This is a genomic window from Microbispora sp. CSR-4, from assembly GCF_008033685.1.
Lineage (GTDB): Bacteria > Actinomycetota > Actinomycetes > Streptosporangiales > Streptosporangiaceae > Microbispora.
The window spans coordinates 64,349-82,089 of sequence record NZ_VJVX01000020.1 but is presented as its reverse complement, the minus strand read 5'-3'; the positions used below and the strand labels follow the sequence as shown (position 1 = coordinate 82,089).

Below are 17,741 nucleotides of genomic sequence, written 5' to 3'. Positions count from 1 at the left end.
CCTCACAAGGGCACCACATAGACATGAATGACTCAATAAAACGAAACTTTCCGTTGTTACAAGCCTGGGTAATGAAAGAAGCGAGCCGGGGTCATGACGGCGGCTCCGTGTCCACGATTGGGTCCGCGATTGGGTCCGCGCCCGGCATGGTCCGGCAGGGCTCGCCATGCGTCACGTCGCAGCCGGGTGTGCGACGTTCGGGTACGGGCAGGGGCGGCGAAGCGCCTACCCTGGTAGTGCGATGACTGCGACCACACAGACTGCGACGACCCAGGGCGCCGAAAGCGCGGCCCGGACCTACGAGGTGCGGACCTACGGCTGCCAGATGAACGTGCACGACTCGGAGCGGCTGTCCGGGCTGCTGGAGGACGCCGGATACGTCCGCGCGGCCGAAGGCGACACGCCGGACGTCGTCGTGTTCAACACCTGTGCCGTACGCGAGAACGCCGACAACCGGCTCTACGGCAACCTGGGCCACCTGAGACCGATCAAGATGGCCCGCAAGGGCATGCAGATCGCGGTCGGCGGGTGCCTGGCGCAGAAGGACCAGGGCGAGATCGTCCGCCGGGCCCCGTGGGTGGACGTGGTCTTCGGCACTCACAACATCGGGTCGCTGCCGGTGCTGCTGGAGCGGGCCCGGATCGCCGAAGAGGCCCAGGTCGAGATCAAGGAGTCCCTGGAGACCTTCCCCTCCACGCTGCCGAGCCGCCGCGAGTCGGCGTACGCGGCCTGGGTGGCGATCTCGGTCGGGTGCAACAACACCTGCACGTTCTGCATCGTGCCGTCGCTGCGCGGCAAGGAGAAGGACCGCCGTCCCGGCGACATCCTCAACGAGGTGCGCACGCTCGTCGACCAGGGCGTCCTGGAGATCACCCTGCTGGGGCAGAACGTCAACACCTACGGCGTGGAGTTCGGCGACCGGCTGGCGTTCGGCAAGCTGCTGCGGGCCTGCGGCGACATCGAGGGCCTGGAGCGGGTCCGCTTCACTTCGCCCCACCCGGCCGCCTTCACCGACGACGTGATCGCCGCCATGGCCGAGACGCCGAACGTGATGCACCAGTTGCACATGCCGCTGCAGTCCGGCTCCGCCCGCATCCTCAAGGCCATGCGCCGGTCATACCGGTCCGAGCGCTACCTCGGGATCATCGAGCGGGTCCGGGCCGCGATGCCGGACGCCGCGATCTCGACCGACATCATCGTGGGCTTCCCCGGCGAGACCGAGGAGGACTTCCAGCAGACCCTCGACGTCGTACGGCGGTCGCGCTTCGCCAACGCGTTCACGTTCCAATACTCCATCCGGCCCGGCACCCCCGCCGCCACGATGGAGGACCAGGTGCCCAAGGAAGTCGTCCAGGAGCGCTACGAGCGCCTGGTCGCCCTCCAGGAGGAGATCTCCTGGGAGGAGAACAAGAAGCAGGTCGGCCGCACCCTGGAGGTGCTGGTCGCCGAGGGCGAGGGCCGCAAGGACGACGCCACCCGCCGCCTGTCCGGCCGGGCGGCCGACAACCGCCTCGTCCACCTCGCCGGCGAGGCCGCCGCCGACGCGCGCCCCGGCGACATGGTCACGGTCGAGGTGACCTATGCCGCGCCGCACCACCTGGTGGCCGACAAGGTCCTGTCCGTACGGCGGACCCGCGCGGGCGACGCGTGGGAGGCCCGGCAGGCCGCTCCGCAGCGGGGCAACGCGGTCAGCCTGGGAATGCCCCCCATCGGGCGTCCCGCTCCGCTGCCCGCCGAGCCGTCCGCCTGCTCGGCCGTCTGACGCGTCGGGTCCGGCGACGGCCGGGTCACCGGGCGTTCAACGGGGGTCACCGGCCGCGCCGCTGAGCGGAGCACCGGGCAGGCCGTGGGCCGGCCCGCTGGGCGAGTCAGTGGCGCGGGTCAGGCACGGGCCAGGTCGCCGGGCAGGTCACGCTCCCGGATGCTGGGCCGGCCGTCGGGCAGGTCAGGGCAAGGGCGCGGGTCGGGGCACGCTCCGGGACGCTGGGCCGGCCGCTGATTCCGGCCATCGCGCGGGCACACGACGTTCACTGGCCGAGGGCGCGCAGGACGTCGTAGCAGTAGGCGCGCCGCAGTTCGTCGTCGAACTGCAGGCAGGGGTCCTCGACCCGGGTGCTCGCCGCGCCGGACGGGTCCGTGTCCCCGGCGCTCTTGGACGCAGCGCTCTTGGACGCGGTGTTCCCGGCTTTCGTGGTCTCGGCCATCGTGGCGTCGCTCGTGGAGCCGCGTGCGGTCTGCTGCCGGGCGTCCTGCGGAGCCATGCGGGCCGGTCGCGGCTGCCGCGCCTCCCCGGGCAGGCCGTCAGCGGAGTCGCCTCCGCCGCCCTGTGACGACGAGGACGTCGAGGGCGTCCGGGACCCGGAGGAGGGGCGCGCCGCCGGGGCGGGACGCCGGGACGACCGTGACGATTCGATCTCGCGGCCGGGCGGTGGTGCGTCGCGTCGATGCGCCCGCGGCTCCCGAACCGGCTGTTTTTTCACCGGCTGCCCCTTTTTCGGGTCGTTTCCCGAATTGTTCTCCGCGCCGTCTCGCGTGACCGCTTCTCCGGTCTCGTCGTGATGTCCGGCCGCGCGTTCCGGTTCCGTTTCCGGCAGCTCGGACGCATGATCGGGCGGTGCGGTTTCCGACGGGAAGAAGGGGTCGGCGGCGGGCGATCCCGGCACCGGACGTGCCGGTGTGGCCGCGGCGCCCAGGTCGACGGCCACCGGCGGGGCGGGCGGGGGCGCGGGGGTCCGACCGGACAGGACGGCCAGCACGACGCCGAGCCCGGCGACGGCGATCACGCCGACGACGCCCGTGAGGGCGAGAACGGGGTGACCTTCGCGGCGGTGCCGCGGGGTTGGGGAGAAATCCGGCAAGGTCGTGATCTTCCGTGCGGCGGGCAGTCGTTTCCGATTTCTCAGTCTGCCCGCCGCATGTGAATTCCCGCGGCGGTTCCGCCGATTACCGGGGACTCCAAATATGCCGACGGCCATTGTCGCGAAAAATGTCCCTGATATTAGTGAGTGAGGCAATTTCCATAGAAACGCCGCGTACGACCGATGCCTCCGCACGCGGCGGTTGCCGGACACGTCCTAGCATCGCCGTGTGTCCGTTCGTGAACTGGTCGTCCTCGGCACCTCCAGCGCGGTGCCCACGCGTCACCGCAACCACAACGGTTATCTGCTGCGCTGGGACGGCGAAGGGTTCCTGTTCGACCCGGGCGAGGGCACCCAGCGGCAGATGCTGCACGCCGGGGTGAGCGCGCACGACATCACCTGGATCTGCGTCACGCACTTCCACGGCGACCACTGCCTGGGAGTGCCCGGCGTGGTCCAGCGGATCGCCAGGGACAAGGTGACCCACGAGGTGCGGGCGGCCTACCCCGCGAGCGGCGAGACGTACTGGGGCAGGCTGCGCAACGCGTCGGCCTTCGCCGACACCGACGTGATCGCGCCGCGTCCGGTCTCCGGCGAGGTGACCCGGTGGCCGGCGGGACCCGTGACGCTGACCGCGCGGCCGCTGTCGCATCCCGTCCAGTCGTACGGCTATCGCGTGGACGAGCCGGGCGGACGCCGCATGCTGCCCGGCGAACTGGCCAGGCGGGGCGTGCGCGGACGGATGATCGGCGAGCTTCAGCGGCACGGCTCGCTGACCCTGCCCGACGGCACGACCGTCACGCTCGACGAGTGCAGCGCCCCCAAGCCGGGCCAGAGCGCCGCCTTCGTGATGGACACCCGGATGTGCGACGGCGCGTTCGCCCTGGCCGACGGCGTCGACCTGTTGGTGATCGAGTCGACCTTCCTGTCGGACGAGAGCGCGCTGGCCGCGCAGTACGGGCACCTGACGGCGGCCCAGGCGGGGCGGATCGCGGCGGCCTGCGGGGTGCGGCGGCTGGTGCTCACCCACTTCTCCGAGCGCTACACGACGGCGGACGAGCCGCGCTTCGTCGACGAGGTGCGCACGTCCTACGCCGGGGACGTCGTGACGGCGCGCGACCTCATGCGCGTCCCCGTGCCGAAGCGCGCGGACTACCAGGCCCAGCGGGCGGCGAAGTAGCCCACGCCGTACGGCGCGTCGTCATACATCAGCTCGCAGGCGGCGGGTGCCGTCCGGGCCGCGCCGCCGAGGACCTGGAGGGCCGCGCGGCCCGCCGCCCACAGCTCCCGCGCCTCGCCGGGGTCGAGGCCCAGCAGGCGGCCGGCGTCGCCAGAGGCGAGCGCGGCGGCGATCACCTCGTCGTACGGCACCGCGCCGGGGTGGATGTAACCCGGCGCCTTCTCGGTGCGCCTGGCCGAGCCGTCGCCCATCACCAGCAGCGCCCCCCGCCCCGCCGAGTCCGCCAGGCGGCGGCCCAGCGCGGCGCACTCGCCCGGCGGGGCGTCGAACCCGACCGCCTCGAACCGCAGCGCGGGCAGGTCGCCTCCGGACGACGCCTGTTCCAGCAGCCAGCGGCCGATCGTCAGCGACAGGGGCAGGACGGGATCGCCCGGGCCGACCCGTACGTCCGGGCCCCACGGGCGCAGCGTCCCCGCGGCGTCGCCGGGGAAGGACGCGGTGGCGTCGGCGCCGCCGGCCACGGCCAGCACGTCGGCGCGGGCGTCGAGAAGCGAGCCGACCGCGGCGGCGCAGGCCGCGCGAAGATCGTCGAGTTCGGGTGCGGCGGCCCCGGCGACCTGCGGGACGAGCAGCGGAGGATGCGGGCAGACGGCAGCGGCGACCAGCACCCGATCACCCTACCCCGCCCGGGCGCGCGCAGAATGGGACGCATGGACAGCAGCACGGTGGCGTTCGCGACCGTACCGGCCAAGGTGGGCGACGTGGTCGCCGCCGTCACCGAAGACGGGGTCGTCGCGACGCACTTCCAGGACGGCCCCCGGTTCAGGGAGAGCGTCGCCGATCGTCTCGGGATGGCCGTCGCCGACGACCCGGCCCGTACGGCCGCCGCCCGGGAGGAACTGACGGCCTACTTCCGGGGCGAGCTGAAGGAGTTCCGCGTGCCGGTGGACTGGCGGCTCATGTCGCCGCTCCAGCGGCAGGTCCTCGGCACGTTGTTCGCGACCGTCCCGTACGGCGAGGTGGTGACGTACGGGGAGCTGGCGGCGCGCAGCGGCACGGGGGTCCCGGCGCGGGCCATCGGCTCGATCATGGGCGCCAACCCGATCCCGATCATCGTGCCGTGCCACCGGGTCGTCGCGAGCAACGGGCTCGGCGGCTTCAGCGGCGGCGAGGGCGTGGAGTCCAAGCGGTGGCTGCTCACCCTCGAAGGCCACCTGCCTCCCACCCTGGACTGGGACATCTGACCTCTCCGCCGCTGGGACACTGGAGGGTGTGGGGCAGCTACCTGTGATCGCCGTCGTGGGCGCGACCGCGGCGGGAAAGTCAGATCTCGCCGTCGAGCTGGCGCTCCGGCTGGACGGCGAGGTGATCAACACCGACTCCATGCAGCTCTACGAGGGCATGGACATCGGCACGGCCAAGCTGACCATGCGGGAGCGGCGCGGCGTCCCCCACCCCCTGCTGGACCTCTGGCCGGTGACGCGGACCGCCAGCGTGGCGGAATACCAGCGGCTCGTCCGCCCGCTGATCGAGGAGCTGCGCTCCCGCGGCAGGGCGCCCGTGCTGGCGGGCGGATCCGGGCTCTACGTGCGCGCCGCGATCGACGACCTGGAGTTCCCGGGCACCGACCCCGACGTGCGGGCCCGGCTGTAGAAGGAGCTCGCCGCGACCGGCCCGGCGCCCCTTTACGAGCGGCTCAAGGGCCTCGACCCGGTGGCCGCGGAGAACATCCTGCCGAGCAACGGCCGCAGGATCGTCCGGGCGCTGGAGGTCATCGAGCTGTCCGGGCGGCCGTTCTCCGCCACGATGCCGTCGTACGACGCCGTCTATGACAGCGTGCAGATCGGCGTCGAGGTGCCGCGGCCGGTGCTCGACGAGCGGATCGAACGCAGGGTCGCCCTCATGTGGGAGGCCGGGCTCGTCGACGAGGTGCGCGCGCTCGCGGCGCGCGGCCTGGCGGAGGGCAGGACCGCCAGCAGGGCGCTCGGGTACGCGCAGGTGCTGCGCTTCCTCTCGGGGGAGTGGACCGAGGAGCAGGCGCGGGAGGAGACGGTGCGCGCCACGCGCAGGTTCGCCCGGCGGCAGGAGTCGTGGTTCCGCCGCGACCCCCGGGTGGTCTGGCTGCCGTTCGACGCGCCCGATCTGGCCGACCGCGCGATCCGCGTGATCACCGAGGCCTCCTAGACTGCTGCCATGCGGTTTCTGAAGGGCCACGGCACCGAGAACGACTTCGTCATCCTGCCGGACGCCGACGCCACGCTCGACCTGTCCCCGGTGGACGTCGCGGCGCTGTGCGACCGGCGCGCGGGCATCGGCGCCGACGGGGTGCTGCGCGTGGTGCGCACCAAGCTCTGTCCCGAGGCGGCCGGGCTGGCCGGCGAGGCCGAGTGGTTCATGGACTACCGCAACGCCGACGGCAGCGTCGCCGAGATGTGCGGCAACGGCGTCCGGGTCTTCGCCCGCTATCTCGTGGACGCGGGCCTCGCGGCGCCCGGCGAGTTCGCCGTCGCCACCCGCGGGGGCCTCAAGCGCGTACGGCTCGGGGCGACGGGCGACGTGACCGTGGACATGGGCATGCCGCGGGTGCTGGGGGACAGCAGCGCGGTGGTCGACGGGCGCGAGTGCCGCGGCGTGAACGTGAACATGGGCAACCCCCACCTGGCGTGCGCCGTGGAGGAGCCGGTGGCGGGGTTCGACCTCGGCCGCGCGCCCGCCTTCGACCGCGGGGTCTACCCCGAGGGCGTCAACGTCGAGATCTTCAACATGCTGGGCGACCACAAGGTGTCGATGCGGGTGCACGAGCGGGGCGCGGGCGAGACGCGGTCGTGCGGCACCGGCGCGGTCGCGACGGCCGTCGCCGCGGCCCATGCCGCCGGGGAGACCACCGGCACCTGGGAGGTCCGGGTCCTCGGCGGCACGGTCACCGTCAGGCTGGAGGAGGACACGAGCTATCTGTCCGGCCCGGCCGTCCTCGTCGCCTCGGGGGAGTGGCCCGCCGTCCTCTGATCGTTCCGGAGGACTTGCAGAATCTTGTTCTGATCCGCCACCGTGAGTCTGGGAGACCGGACCGAGGAGGGCGCATGGACGCGCGTGACGCGGTGGTGGAGACGAAGGCGGTCGTCGGGGCCCTCGGCGGGGGCTTCATGCTCTCCCGCGAGGTCAAGGCGCTGTGCGAGCGGCACGGTCTCGGCCCACGGGAGATGTACTTCCGGGGCAGGTGCGGCGTCCTCGGCGAGGTGGACGCCGACGTCGTGCTCGCGGCGGTCGTCTTCTTCCCGGCCGGGCACGTGCGCGAGTCGTGGGAGGGCGGGCGCAAACTCCCCGCGGAGGAGGCCGCCGCGCTCTACGCAGGGGCCTGCCACGACTGGGGGCGGCGCAGGCTCGCCGGCTTCGCAAACGCCGACCGGCTGGCCGAGCTGCTCGCCACCGTCGCCGACGGCGCGGACGTCTACTGCGCGCCGCTGTTCGCCGGATGGCGGGCCATGCCGCGGCCCGACGGCGGGCCCGCCCTCGTGGCACACCTGCTGCACGTCGTGCGGGAACTGCGCGGCGCCTGGCATGCGACGGCCGTGGTGGCGGAGGGACTCGGCCCGCTGGAGGCCACCCTCGTGGGCGCCGCCGACGCCGGGACCCCCGTTCCTTACGGCCGCACCACCGATGTCGCCCGCTTCCTCGCCTGGCCCGAGCCCTACCCCGCGCCGTCGGCGGAGGCGGTGGAGCGCAGGGCCAGGGCAGAGGCGCTGACCGACGACCTCGTCGCCCGCGCGTACGCGGTGCTCGGCCCGGCGGAGCTCACCGAGCTGTGCGCCCTGCTCCGGGAGGCGTCCCTGGCGGGCCGGGCGCGCTGACGCGCCGGGGAGCCGAAGGCCGCGTTCGTTTGGGTCATGGTCGGCAACCTGGCAGACTGACTGCTCATGGACGTGGACATCTGGGCCTGGGTCGGCGGCACCCAGCGCGAACTGCACGAGGCGGGCAACACGGGGCTGGCCATGGCGCTGGGTGACGTGCCCGCGCAGGCGCTGGAGGGCCGTTTCACCCAGCTCGACGTCGTGGCGCCGGCGATCGCGCAGCACGCGGAGACGCTGGAGAAGCCGTGGCTGGAGTTCTTCGCGCGCTACTGGCACCTGCTCGGCCGGGTGGGCGACCGGGCGATCGGCGCGGCGGCGCTCGAGGACGCCGTCGCGCTGGCGGACTTCGCCCAGCGTGACGACGTCAGCGACTGTCCTGCCGCCCCCGGCGCGGTGGAGGTCCTGGCGATGACCCAGGCCAACACCGACGGCCCCGGTTATGCCGAGACCCGGCTCGCCGCCCTGGGCGCCGTCCTCGACGGCGTCGGCCCGGAGTCCCTCGCCTTCTCCGGCCTGGCCACGCAGTACGTCGCGGCGCTGATCGACGCCGGCCAGGCGGCCGAGGCCGTCGCGTACGCCGAGGCGGCGGTCGAGCGCCTGCGCGGAGCGGGCCGAGAGGCGAGCTGGGAGCTGGGCGCCGCCTCCGCGCGTGCCCTGCTCGCCGCCGGGCGCGCGGACGACGCCCTGGCCGCGCTCGACGCCTCGACCGGCTTCAAGCCGGACGACCCGGTCGCGAAGGGCCGCCGCGAGACCCTGCTCAAGTCGCAGGTGCTGGCCACGCTCGGCCGCATCCCGGAGGCCGTCGAAGCGCTGCCCGACCTCGACGTGATCGGCGACCACGCGCGCGAGTGGGTGGAGTGGGCGCGCACGGTCGGCATGCTCACCGAGGGCATCGCCAACACCTGGCAGCTCGGCCGCATCCTGCGACAGTGGATCTCCTACTTCGAGAGCGTGGGCGGCCACCGCGCCAGGTTCGAGCTGGCGCTGACCGCCGGTCACCTGGCCGTCGCGCGGCAGGGCCTGTGGCAGGCCCGCCTGCTGGCCGACTACGCCGAGGCCGCGATCGCCAGTCTCCGCGCCACCGAGGGCCTGGCCGAGCGGGTGGCCGAGCTGCGCGCCGCCGCCGACGCCGCCAAGGAGCTCGCGCCGCCCGGCCCGCGTGACGAGCTCGTCGCCTACTTCGACGCCGCCGACGGCAGCACCGCCGACCCCGAGCGGTGGGTGGGCTGGCTGTGGCCGCTGTCCGGCACCGACCTGGAGGCCACCCGGCGCCACACCACGACGCTCGGCTTCCTCGGCTACGCCCCGGTGGGCGCCGACCTCTACTGGAAGACGATCGTCGAGGACGGCGACCCCGCCGCAGCCGGCGACGACGACATCTCCTACCTCACCGGCCTGCTCATCGAGGCCGGGCAGGACGAGCGGGTGGAGACGCTGGCGGCCCGGCTGCCGGAGATCCGTTCGCACCTCGCGCTCGCCCGGCTGCACCGCGCCCGCGAGCGCTGGGAGCAGACGGCGGCCGAGGCCGAGCAGGCGGTCGCCCACGGAAGCGGCCTGGAAGCGCGCCGTCTGTGGTCGGGCGCGGTGCAGCAGCTCGGCGACAACTCCAAGGCGGCCGAGATCCTCAAGCCGCTCCTCGACTCCGGTGAGGGCGAGGAGGAGGACGTCTGGCGGCTCATCGTGCTGTCCACCGCCGTGGAGGACTGGGCGACCGTTCGTGCCGCCGGCGCCAAGCTCGGCATGCCGATCGAGCCGGGAGAGGGCCCGATCGAGGAGGAGTGGCACCTGGTCCGGGTGATCCTCCCCGCTCCCGACGGCAGCCAGCGGGAGGTGCTCGCCGTACGGACCGGCCCGGCCACCGCACGCCTCGCGATCCCGCAGCCGCGCGGCATGGAATACAACGCGGGCGACGTGGTCGTGATCGACCCCCGGCCGCTGGAGCCGATCCCGGAGAACGAGCAGGAGCGCGAGAGCTTCGTCATCCCGTTCGCCGGGGTGACGATGCTGCGCCCGGGCGGCTACACGAGCTGGTTCTTCGACGGCGCGGCGCCGTCGGAGGACGAGTGGGCCGAGTTCAACGAGGTCCTCGCCGAGCGCGGCTGGCCCATGTGGGTCTACAGCGACGAGAACTACCGCGTCACCCACCCGGCCACCGGCGAGCAGCTTCCCGGCGTGTTCGGCTGGATCGCGATCCCGCCCACCGTGCGTCCGGCGGAGCTGGACGCCGTTCTCGACGACGTGACCGAGCAGTGGTCCCACCCGCTCGCGTGGCTCGACCTCGCCCGCGAGGTCGGCATCGAGGCCGAGCGGCACGAGCGGATCTCCAAGGAGTACGGCCTCTGATCCGTGTCGGCGGAACCTTGCTCTAGAGTCGGTTCGATTCGTGAGCGAGGAGGCGGCGTGATCCTGGACCGGTTCCGTCTTGACGGCAGGGTGGCCATCGTGACGGGGGCCTCGGCGGGGCTCGGCGTCGCCTTCGCCAGGGGTCTGGCGGAGGCGGGCGCCGACGTGGTGATCGGGGCCCGCCGTCCCGAAGGGCTGGAGCGCACCCGGCGGCTGGTCGAGGAGACCGGCCGCCGCTGCCTCGCGGTCCCGACCGACGTGTCGGTCCCCGAGGAGTGTCAGGCCCTCGTCGACGCGGCCATGGGCGAGTTCGGCCGCGTCGACGTGCTGATCAACAACGCGGGCGTCGGCACGGCCGTGCCCGCACTGCGGGAGACGCCCGGAGAGTTCCGCCGGGTGCTCGACGTGAACCTGAACGGCACCTACTGGATGGCCCAGGCCTGCGCCCGGGTCATGCGGCCGGGCTCGTCGATCGTCAACATCGGCAGCGTGCTCGGCGAGACCACGGCCGGGCTGCCGCAGGCGGCCTACAGCGCGTCGAAGGCCGCTGTCGTCGGGCTCACCCGTGACCTCGCCCAGCAGTGGACCTCGCGACGGGGCATCCGGGTCAACTGCCTGGAGCCGGGTTTCTTCGACTCCGAGATGACCGCGCGGTATCCCGGCGGCTATCTCGACCGCATGCGGGAGCAGCGGGTGCTGATGAAGCGCTCCGGCGATCCGGAGGAGCTCGTCGCCGCCGCCGTCTTCCTCGCCTCTGACGCCGGTTCGTACGTCACCGGGGCCGTGCTCCCGGTCGACGGGGGCATCCTCGTCACCTGAGCCCGTCGTGACACCGCCCGCCCCTCGCCGCGCGGCGTTTTCGGTCCTGAGCCCGTGACGACGTCGGCGCGGCCTCGCCGTGCGGGGTTTCGGTCCGCAGTCCGTGACGACGCGGGCGCCGCCTCGCGGGGCGGCGTTTCGTGACCCGAGCCTGGCGCGGCACCGATGCCCCTCGCCGGGGCCTTCACGCCGAGCCTGCGCGGGGGCGGGCCCTGACGGCACGTGGCCGCGCCGGAGGCAGGCCCTCACGCCGCGCCGCCGCGCCTTCACAACCCGGTACGGCCCGCGAACCAAAAGATCACTGGACGGTCACGATATGGAGATTAGGTGGCATTTTTCACCATAAGAGGGGCAGCAGGGCCCTAGCCTCAGACCTGTTGTCAAAACAGGATCCGTGTTGCGCCTAGCGCAACGCCTGTGCGTGTGCCCTGAGGAGTCGTTGGCCCCCCGCTCTTCATTCACGGCGTGCGAGCGGCAGCCCTCGCGCCGTGCTTTGGCGTTTCCGGGCGTCCACGCCGCCTCGCGGGCGAGCGCCAAGTGAGGGGAATCAGAGTGGGCACAGCCGCGATCGAGGTTCGCGGGCTCTGGAAGATCTTCGGTCCCAAGGCCGACCGGATCATCGGCAGCCCCGACGCAGACCTTGAGCCCGCGCAACTGCGGGCGAAGACGGGGTGCACCGCCGCCGTCAGGGACGTCAGCTTCGAAGTACGCCCAGGCGAGGTCTTCGTCGTCATGGGCCTTTCCGGCAGCGGCAAGTCGACGCTGGTGCGCTGTCTCACCCGGCTGATCGAGCCGACGGCGGGCGAACTGCGCATCGACGGACAGGACGTGCGCGGCATGTCGGCCAAGCAGTTGCGGGAGCTCCGCCGTCACCGGGTGAGCATGGTCTTCCAGCACTTCGGGCTGCTGCCGCACCGCAAGGTCGTGGACAACGTCGGCTACGGCCTGGAGATCCAGGGCGTCGGAAAGGCCGAGCGGCACGAGAAGGCCCGGCGCATCCTGTCGCTGGTCGGGCTGGCAGGCCACGAGGACTCCTATCCGGAGCAGCTTTCCGGCGGCATGCAGCAGCGGGTGGGCCTCGCCCGGGCGCTCGCCGTCGACCCCGAGGTGCTGCTGTTCGACGAGCCGTTCAGCGCGCTCGACCCGCTGATCCGCCGCGACATGCAGGCCGAGGTCATCCGGCTGCACCGCGAGGTCGGCAAGACGATGGTCTTCATCACCCACGACCTGTCCGAGGCGCTCAAGCTCGGCGAGCGCATCGCGATCATGCGGGCGGGCGCGATCGTGCAGGTGGGCACCCCCGAGGAGCTGGTGGGCGCGCCCGCCGACGACTACGTGGCCGACTTCGTGCGGGACGTTCCCCGGGCGCAGGTGCTGTCGCTGCGCTGGATCTGCCGTGCCCCCGAGCCCGATGACCCGCTCGACGGTCCCGAGCTCCCCGCCGACACCGTCATCCACGACGCGGTCCCGGCCGCGATGGCGTCCGACCGGCCCATCCGGGTCGTCTCCGGCGGCGAGCTGGTCGGCGTGGTGAGCCGGGTCGACCTCCTCGGCGCGGTGCGGCCGGACTCCCAGCCCGTGGTGGCCGGGGCCTCCGCCGGCGCCACCGGTGGGGAGGCGTAGATGGTGAGCGCGCCTGTGCAGGTCGCGCCGCCCGTTGAGGCCCCGGCGCGGGCCCGGCGCCTGCCGCGGTGGGTCGCGCCGGTCGCCGGCGTGATCGCGGTGGTGGTCCTCTACGTGGCCTTCCGCGGCAAGGCCGTGCTGCCGCACGACGACGACGCCACCCTGTTCCACTGGCTCAACGACGCCCGCGACTGGGTCGACGCCAACCGCAACAGCAGCCCGATCTTCCTGTACGTCGTCAACTACATCCGCCTGGGCGCGGCCGGAGTCTACGACGCGATCCAGGCCGTCCTGGTCGCGCTCGGCTGGCCCGGACTCCTCGGGCTGGCCGCCGGGCTCGGCTGGCTGGCCGGCGGGTGGCGGATCGCGCTCGTCTCGTTCGCCGGTTTCGCCGGCGTCGGCGTGCTCGGGTTCTGGGAGGCGAGCGTCGAGACGCTCGCGCTGACCCTGTCCTCGGTGGTGCTGTCGCTGCTGTTCGGCATCCCGCTGGGGATCTGGGCGGGCCGCTCGCCCCGCGTACGGCGGATCGTGACGCCGGTGCTCGACGTCATGCAGATCATGCCGACGTTCTCGTACCTGTCGCCGATGGTGCTGCTGTTCCTCATCGGCCCGGCGTCGGCGACGATCGCCACGATGATCTACGCGATGCCGCCCGCGATCAGGATCACCGCGATGGCCATCGAGCGGGTCTCCGGTGTGGCGGTGGGGGCGTCGGAGTCGCTGGGCGCCACCGGGTGGCAGACACTGGGCAAGGTCCGTCTGCCGCTGGCGCTCAACACGATCATGCTGGGTGTCAACCAGACCATCGCCGCGGCGCTGTCGATGGTGCCGCTGACGGCGCTGATCGCGGCGCCCGGGCTCGGCGAGGACCTGCTCCGCGCGCTCGCCCGGGTCAACGTGGGCGCCGCGCTGGTGCCCGGCGTCGCCATCGTGCTGATCGCCATCGTGCTCGACCGCATGACGCGGGCGGCGGCGCAGCGGCGCGAGGGCGGCACCCGGGCGCGGGCCGTCCGCTGGGGCGGGTTCGCCGTCCTGACGGCGGCGGGGCTCGCCCTGCTCCCCGTGCTGGCGCAGGACTTCCCCGAGCAGTGGGAGGTGCAGATCGTCCGGCCGATCAACGACGTGGTCGACTGGATCGAGGCGCACTGGTACACCTTCACCGGCTTCCTCAACGACGCGGTGGCGTACGGCCTGCTCAACCCGCTGCAGGACGTGCTGACCAGCGCGCCGTGGTGGCTGGTCACCGCGGCGGTGCTGGTGTTCGCCTGGCGGGTGAGCGGGATGGCGGCCGGTCTGGTCGCCACCGCCTGCCTCCTGTGCGTCGCCGCGCTGCAGCTGTGGGAGCACGCCATGGAGACGCTGACGTTGGTGCTGGTCGCCTCGGTGATCACCATCGCCGTGGGGCTCGCGCTCGGCGTGGCGGCGGCGCGGTCGCGGTGGTTCGCCGCCGGGCTGCGCCCGCTGCTGGACGCGGCGCAGACGATGCCCTCGTTCTCCTACCTGCTGCCCGCCGTCGCCCTGTTCGGCAACGGCCGATTCACGGCGATCACCGCGTCCTTCATCTACGCGGTGCCGGTGGTCGCCCGCCTCGTCGAGGACGGCCTGCGCGCGGTCCCCGGGACCGTCGTGGAGGCGGCGCGCTCCGCGGGCTCCACGGACCGGCAGCTGCTGTGGAAGGTCCAGCTGCCGATGGCGCGCGGTTCGCTGCTGCTCGCGGCGAACCAGGGCATCGTCATGACGCTGGCGATGGTGGTCATCGGCGCGCTGGTCGGCGCCGGGGCTCTTGGATACGACGTCGTGGCCGGGTTCGCGCAGCAGGAGGACTACGGAAAGGGCCTCGCCGCCGGCGTCGCCCTGGTCCTCCTCGGAGTCATGCTCGACCGGATCACGCAAGGCGCCAACGGGCGCCGCTCTCCCCACAAGAAGAGGAACGCATGAAGAAGTTACGCCTGATCGCAGGGGTGCTCGCTCTCGGCCTCGGCGTGGCCGCCTGCGGAGGCGCCAAGGTAGAGGACGACTCCGCAGCGGCGCCGAGCGCGAGCGCCGCGGGCTCCGCGGCCGCTCCGGGTTCCGCGGGCACCGTCAAGATGGCCATCAACGGCTGGGTCGGCTACGAGGCCGACGCGGCGGTGGTGTCGTACCTGCTGGAGCACGAGCTCGGCTACAAGGTCGAGAAGGTGACCCTCGCCGAGGAGCCGTCCTGGCAGGGCATGGAGTCCGGTGACGTCGACGTCATCATGGAGAACTGGGGTCACCCCGACCTCAAGAAGAAGTACATCGAGGAGAAGCAGGTCGCCGTCGAGGCGGGCAGCACCGGCAACAAGGGCGTCATCGGCTGGTACGTGCCCGAGTGGATGGTGGAGAAGTACCCCGACATCACCGACTGGAAGAACCTGAACAAGTACGCCGACCTGTTCAAGACCTCCGAGTCGGACGGCAAGGGCCAGATGCTGGACGGCGACCCGTCCTTCGTCACCAACGACGAGGCGCTGGTCAAGAACCTCAAGCTCGACTACAAGGTGGTCTACGCGGGCAGCGAGGCCGCGCTGATCAAGGCCGCCAAGCAGGCGACCGACCAGAAGAAGCCGCTGCTCATGTACTTCTACGAGCCGCAGTGGCTGTTCAACCAGGTCAAGCTGGTCAAGGTCAACCTCCCTGCCTACACGGAGGGCTGTGACAGCGACCCCAAGAAGGTCGCCTGTGACTACCCGCCGTACGACCTCGACAAGATCGTGAGCAAGAAGTTCGCCGACACCGGCGGCAAGGCTTACGAGCTGATCAAGGCCTTCCAGTGGACGAACGACGACCAGAACGCGGTCGCGGACGACATCACCAACAACGGGATGTCGCCCGAGGACGCGGCCAAGAAGTGGGTGGAGGCCAACCCCACCAAGTGGCAGGCCTGGATGCCGAAGTGATCCAGGTCGTGCCGGTGTTCCGCCCGTCCGGGCGCTGAACGCACGCGTCGGCCGCGATCCCCGCGATCGCGGCCGATCCCGCGTGTTGTGGAATACTCTGCCGGTGTCGCCGCGGCCCCGCCGTTCGCGTTCCGCGCCCGCACGACCCGCCCGTACGAAATCAAAGAGGCTAGATATGAGGATCCGTCTCCTTGCCGGCGTGCTGACGCTCGCGCTGGTCATGACCGCCTGCAGTGGCGGGAGTTCGGATGACGCCGCCGGGGCAGGCGCCGGGAGCGGCACGAAGACCGTACGACTCGCGATCAACCCCTGGATCGGCTACGAGGCCAGCGCCGCGGTCGTCGCCTATCTCCTCGAGCACGAGCTCGGCTACAAGGTCGAGAAGGTCGAGAGCGGCGAGGCGGACTCCTGGAAGGGCTTCGAGAAGGGCACGGTCGACGCCGTGCTGGAGAACTGGAGCCACCCGGAGCTGAAGAAGGAGTACATCGAAGACAAGAAGGTCGCGATCACCGCGGGTGAGAACGGCAACAAGGGCGTCATCGGGTGGTACGTCCCGGAGTGGATGGTCCAGAAATATCCGGACATCACGGACTGGCACAACCTGCCCAAGTACAAGGACCTGTTCAAGACCGACAAGAGCGACGGCCTCGGCCAGTTCCTCGCGGGCGACAAGTCCTTCGTCACCAACGACGAGGCGCTGATCAGGAACCTGAACCTGCCCTACAAGGTGGTCTACTCCGGCAGTGAGGACGCGCTGATCGCGGCGGCCCGCAAGGCCACCGAGAACGAGACCCCGCTGCTGATGTACTTCTACGAGCCCCAGTGGCTGTTCAACCAGCTCAAGCTCGTCAAGATCAACCTGCCGCCGTACGCCATCGGGTGCGACGCCAACGTCAAGACGATCAAGTGCGACTATCCGCCGTACCTGCTCGACAAGGTCGTCAGCGTGAAGTTCGCCAAGACCGGCGGCAAGGCGTACGAACTGATCAAGAACTTCGTCTGGACCAACGACGACCAGAACGCCGTGGCCTACGACATGGCGGTGAACAAGATGAGCGCCGAGAACGCCGCCCGCAAGTGGGTCGAGGCCAACAAGATCGTCTGGCAGGACTGGATCCCCGCCTGATCCACCGCATCTGATCCACGGCAGCCGGTCAACCGCATTTGATCAACCGCATCTGAACAACGGGGCCTTCCATCGGGCCCGGTCGAGGGGGCGTGGCACGCACGGCGTGCCACGCCCCTCGTCATGCGCCGAGATCTTGCGCGCGCCTCCTTTGCCACTTATTTGCACTTTGCTATATCTGAGGGGGACATTTCATTACCTAGGGGTGGCTGTGGGCGGGCGTGGAACCCGGTCGATCGCCGTGTCGATCACCGGACTCTCGATGGCGGTGGCCGTGCTCGCGGGCTGCGGGCCGATGCCGGAACTCGACGGCGACCTCGCGAGCAAGGGCGGCGGCACGAGCAGCGGCGCGCAGGGCGACGCCGGGACGGAGCGTGGCGTCAACCCGCTCGACAACCCCGACGGCACCGGCCCTGGCCTCAAGCCGATCACGTCGGACAAGGACCGGGCGAAGGCCCGCGAGCTGATCGACAAGGTGGCGACGAAGGGCCGGGGGTCGAAGACCGGCTATGACCGCGACAAGTTCGGCTACGCCTGGGCCGACAACGTGGACGACGTCCCCTGGGGGCGCAACGGCTGCGACACCCGCAACGACCTGCTCAAGCGCGACGGCCGGGACGTCAAATATCGCGACGGGTCCAACTGCGTCATCGTCTCCATGACCCTGTACGACCCCTACACCGGCAAGACGATCGACTGGACCAAGTCGAAGGCGGCGGCGGTCCAGATCGACCACGTCATGCCCCTGTCGTACGACTGGCAGATGGGCGCGTCGCGGTGGAGCGAGAGCAAGCGCAAGCAGATCGCCAACGACCCGCTCAACCTGATCCCCGTCGACGGCTCCACCAACGGCTCCAAGGGCGACTCGGGGCCGGCCACCTGGCTGCCGCCCAGCCGCGACATCCGCTGCTCCTACGTCGTGCGGTTCGCCCAGGTCGCCCTCAAGTACGACCTGCCGGTGACCTCCGCCGACAAGGCGGCCATGCTGGAGCAGTGCAAGTGAGCCGGTCCGGTCACCGGTAGACG

The 17,741-nt window shown here is 71.6% G+C and carries 14 protein-coding genes and 1 pseudogene; 13 read left to right on the top strand and 2 right to left on the bottom strand.

What is annotated here, in order from left to right:
* Window positions 1-241 precede the first annotated feature (241 nt).
* Window positions 242-1,762: a tRNA (N6-isopentenyl adenosine(37)-C2)-methylthiotransferase MiaB gene (miaB, locus tag FLV34_RS16975; RefSeq protein ID WP_147943542.1), complete on the top strand. Its 1,521-nt coding sequence runs from the start codon at window positions 242-244 to the stop codon at window positions 1,760-1,762.
* A 265-nt stretch (window positions 1,763-2,027) separates the two neighbouring features.
* On the opposite strand, the gene FLV34_RS16970 is transcribed toward miaB, so the two are convergent.
* Entirely contained in the window at window positions 2,028-2,858 is an 831-nt protein-coding gene (locus FLV34_RS16970) for a hypothetical protein (protein ID WP_147943541.1), read from the bottom strand.
* A gap of 229 nt (window positions 2,859-3,087) precedes the next feature.
* Here FLV34_RS16970 and FLV34_RS16965 point away from each other — a divergent pair, with 229 nt between their 5' ends.
* A complete protein-coding gene (locus FLV34_RS16965) occupies window positions 3,088-4,038 on the top strand; it encodes a ribonuclease Z (protein WP_142650553.1) in 951 nt (316 codons plus the stop codon).
* Here FLV34_RS16965 and FLV34_RS16960 read toward each other — a convergent pair.
* On the bottom strand, window positions 4,011-4,706 hold the full coding sequence (locus tag FLV34_RS16960) for a class III extradiol dioxygenase subunit B-like domain-containing protein (RefSeq protein WP_147943540.1): 696 nt from the start codon (window positions 4,704-4,706) through the stop codon (window positions 4,011-4,013). The two genes, FLV34_RS16965 and FLV34_RS16960, sit on opposite strands and share 28 nt — an antisense overlap.
* A 42-nt stretch (window positions 4,707-4,748) precedes the next feature.
* Between FLV34_RS16960 and FLV34_RS16955 the strand changes: the two genes are divergently transcribed.
* The 11 genes and pseudogenes from FLV34_RS16955 to FLV34_RS16905 all read left to right on the top strand — a co-directional run bounded on the left by FLV34_RS16955 (window position 4,749) and on the right by FLV34_RS16905 (window position 17,718).
* Window positions 4,749-5,282, top strand: a complete 534-nt coding sequence (locus tag FLV34_RS16955) for a methylated-DNA--[protein]-cysteine S-methyltransferase (RefSeq protein WP_142650555.1) — start codon at window positions 4,749-4,751, stop codon at window positions 5,280-5,282.
* A 43-nt stretch (window positions 5,283-5,325) separates the two neighbouring features.
* Window positions 5,326-6,222 (top strand): annotated as a pseudogene (miaA, locus tag FLV34_RS16950) (tRNA (adenosine(37)-N6)-dimethylallyltransferase MiaA).
* 9 nt (window positions 6,223-6,231) lie between these two features.
* Window positions 6,232-7,044: a diaminopimelate epimerase gene (dapF, locus tag FLV34_RS16945; RefSeq protein ID WP_142650557.1), complete on the top strand. Its 813-nt coding sequence runs from the start codon at window positions 6,232-6,234 to the stop codon at window positions 7,042-7,044.
* Between the two features lie 74 nt (window positions 7,045-7,118).
* Window positions 7,119-7,886, top strand: coding sequence for a hypothetical protein (locus FLV34_RS16940; RefSeq protein ID WP_142650558.1), 768 nt, complete (start codon window positions 7,119-7,121; stop codon window positions 7,884-7,886).
* Between the two features lie 66 nt (window positions 7,887-7,952).
* Complete coding sequence (locus tag FLV34_RS16935) at window positions 7,953-10,229, top strand: tetratricopeptide repeat protein (protein WP_147943539.1); 2,277 nt, start codon at window positions 7,953-7,955, stop codon at window positions 10,227-10,229.
* A 57-nt stretch (window positions 10,230-10,286) separates the two neighbouring features.
* Window positions 10,287-11,048 carry an SDR family NAD(P)-dependent oxidoreductase gene (locus FLV34_RS16930; RefSeq protein WP_261985808.1) on the top strand — a complete coding sequence of 254 codons (762 nt, stop codon included), beginning with the start codon at window positions 10,287-10,289 and terminating at the stop codon, window positions 11,046-11,048.
* 552 nt (window positions 11,049-11,600) lie between these two features.
* Window positions 11,601-12,671 (top strand): glycine betaine/L-proline ABC transporter ATP-binding protein, encoded by a 1,071-nt coding sequence (locus FLV34_RS16925; RefSeq protein ID WP_261985807.1) that lies wholly within the window; start codon window positions 11,601-11,603, stop codon window positions 12,669-12,671.
* Window positions 12,672-14,609 carry a proline/glycine betaine ABC transporter permease gene (locus FLV34_RS16920; RefSeq protein WP_147943537.1) on the top strand — a complete coding sequence of 646 codons (1,938 nt, stop codon included), beginning with the start codon at window positions 12,672-12,674 and terminating at the stop codon, window positions 14,607-14,609.
* Complete coding sequence (locus FLV34_RS16915; RefSeq protein ID WP_142650562.1) at window positions 14,606-15,589, top strand: ABC transporter substrate-binding protein; 984 nt, start codon at window positions 14,606-14,608, stop codon at window positions 15,587-15,589. Before FLV34_RS16920 ends, FLV34_RS16915 begins: the two co-directional genes overlap by 4 nt.
* 175 nt (window positions 15,590-15,764) lie before the next feature.
* A complete protein-coding gene (locus tag FLV34_RS16910; protein WP_142650563.1) occupies window positions 15,765-16,715 on the top strand; it encodes an ABC transporter substrate-binding protein in 951 nt (316 codons plus the stop codon).
* 211 nt (window positions 16,716-16,926) lie between these two features.
* Window positions 16,927-17,718: an HNH endonuclease family protein gene (locus tag FLV34_RS16905; protein ID WP_261985806.1), complete on the top strand. Its 792-nt coding sequence runs from the start codon at window positions 16,927-16,929 to the stop codon at window positions 17,716-17,718.
* The last annotated feature ends 23 nt before the right edge of the window (window positions 17,719-17,741 follow it).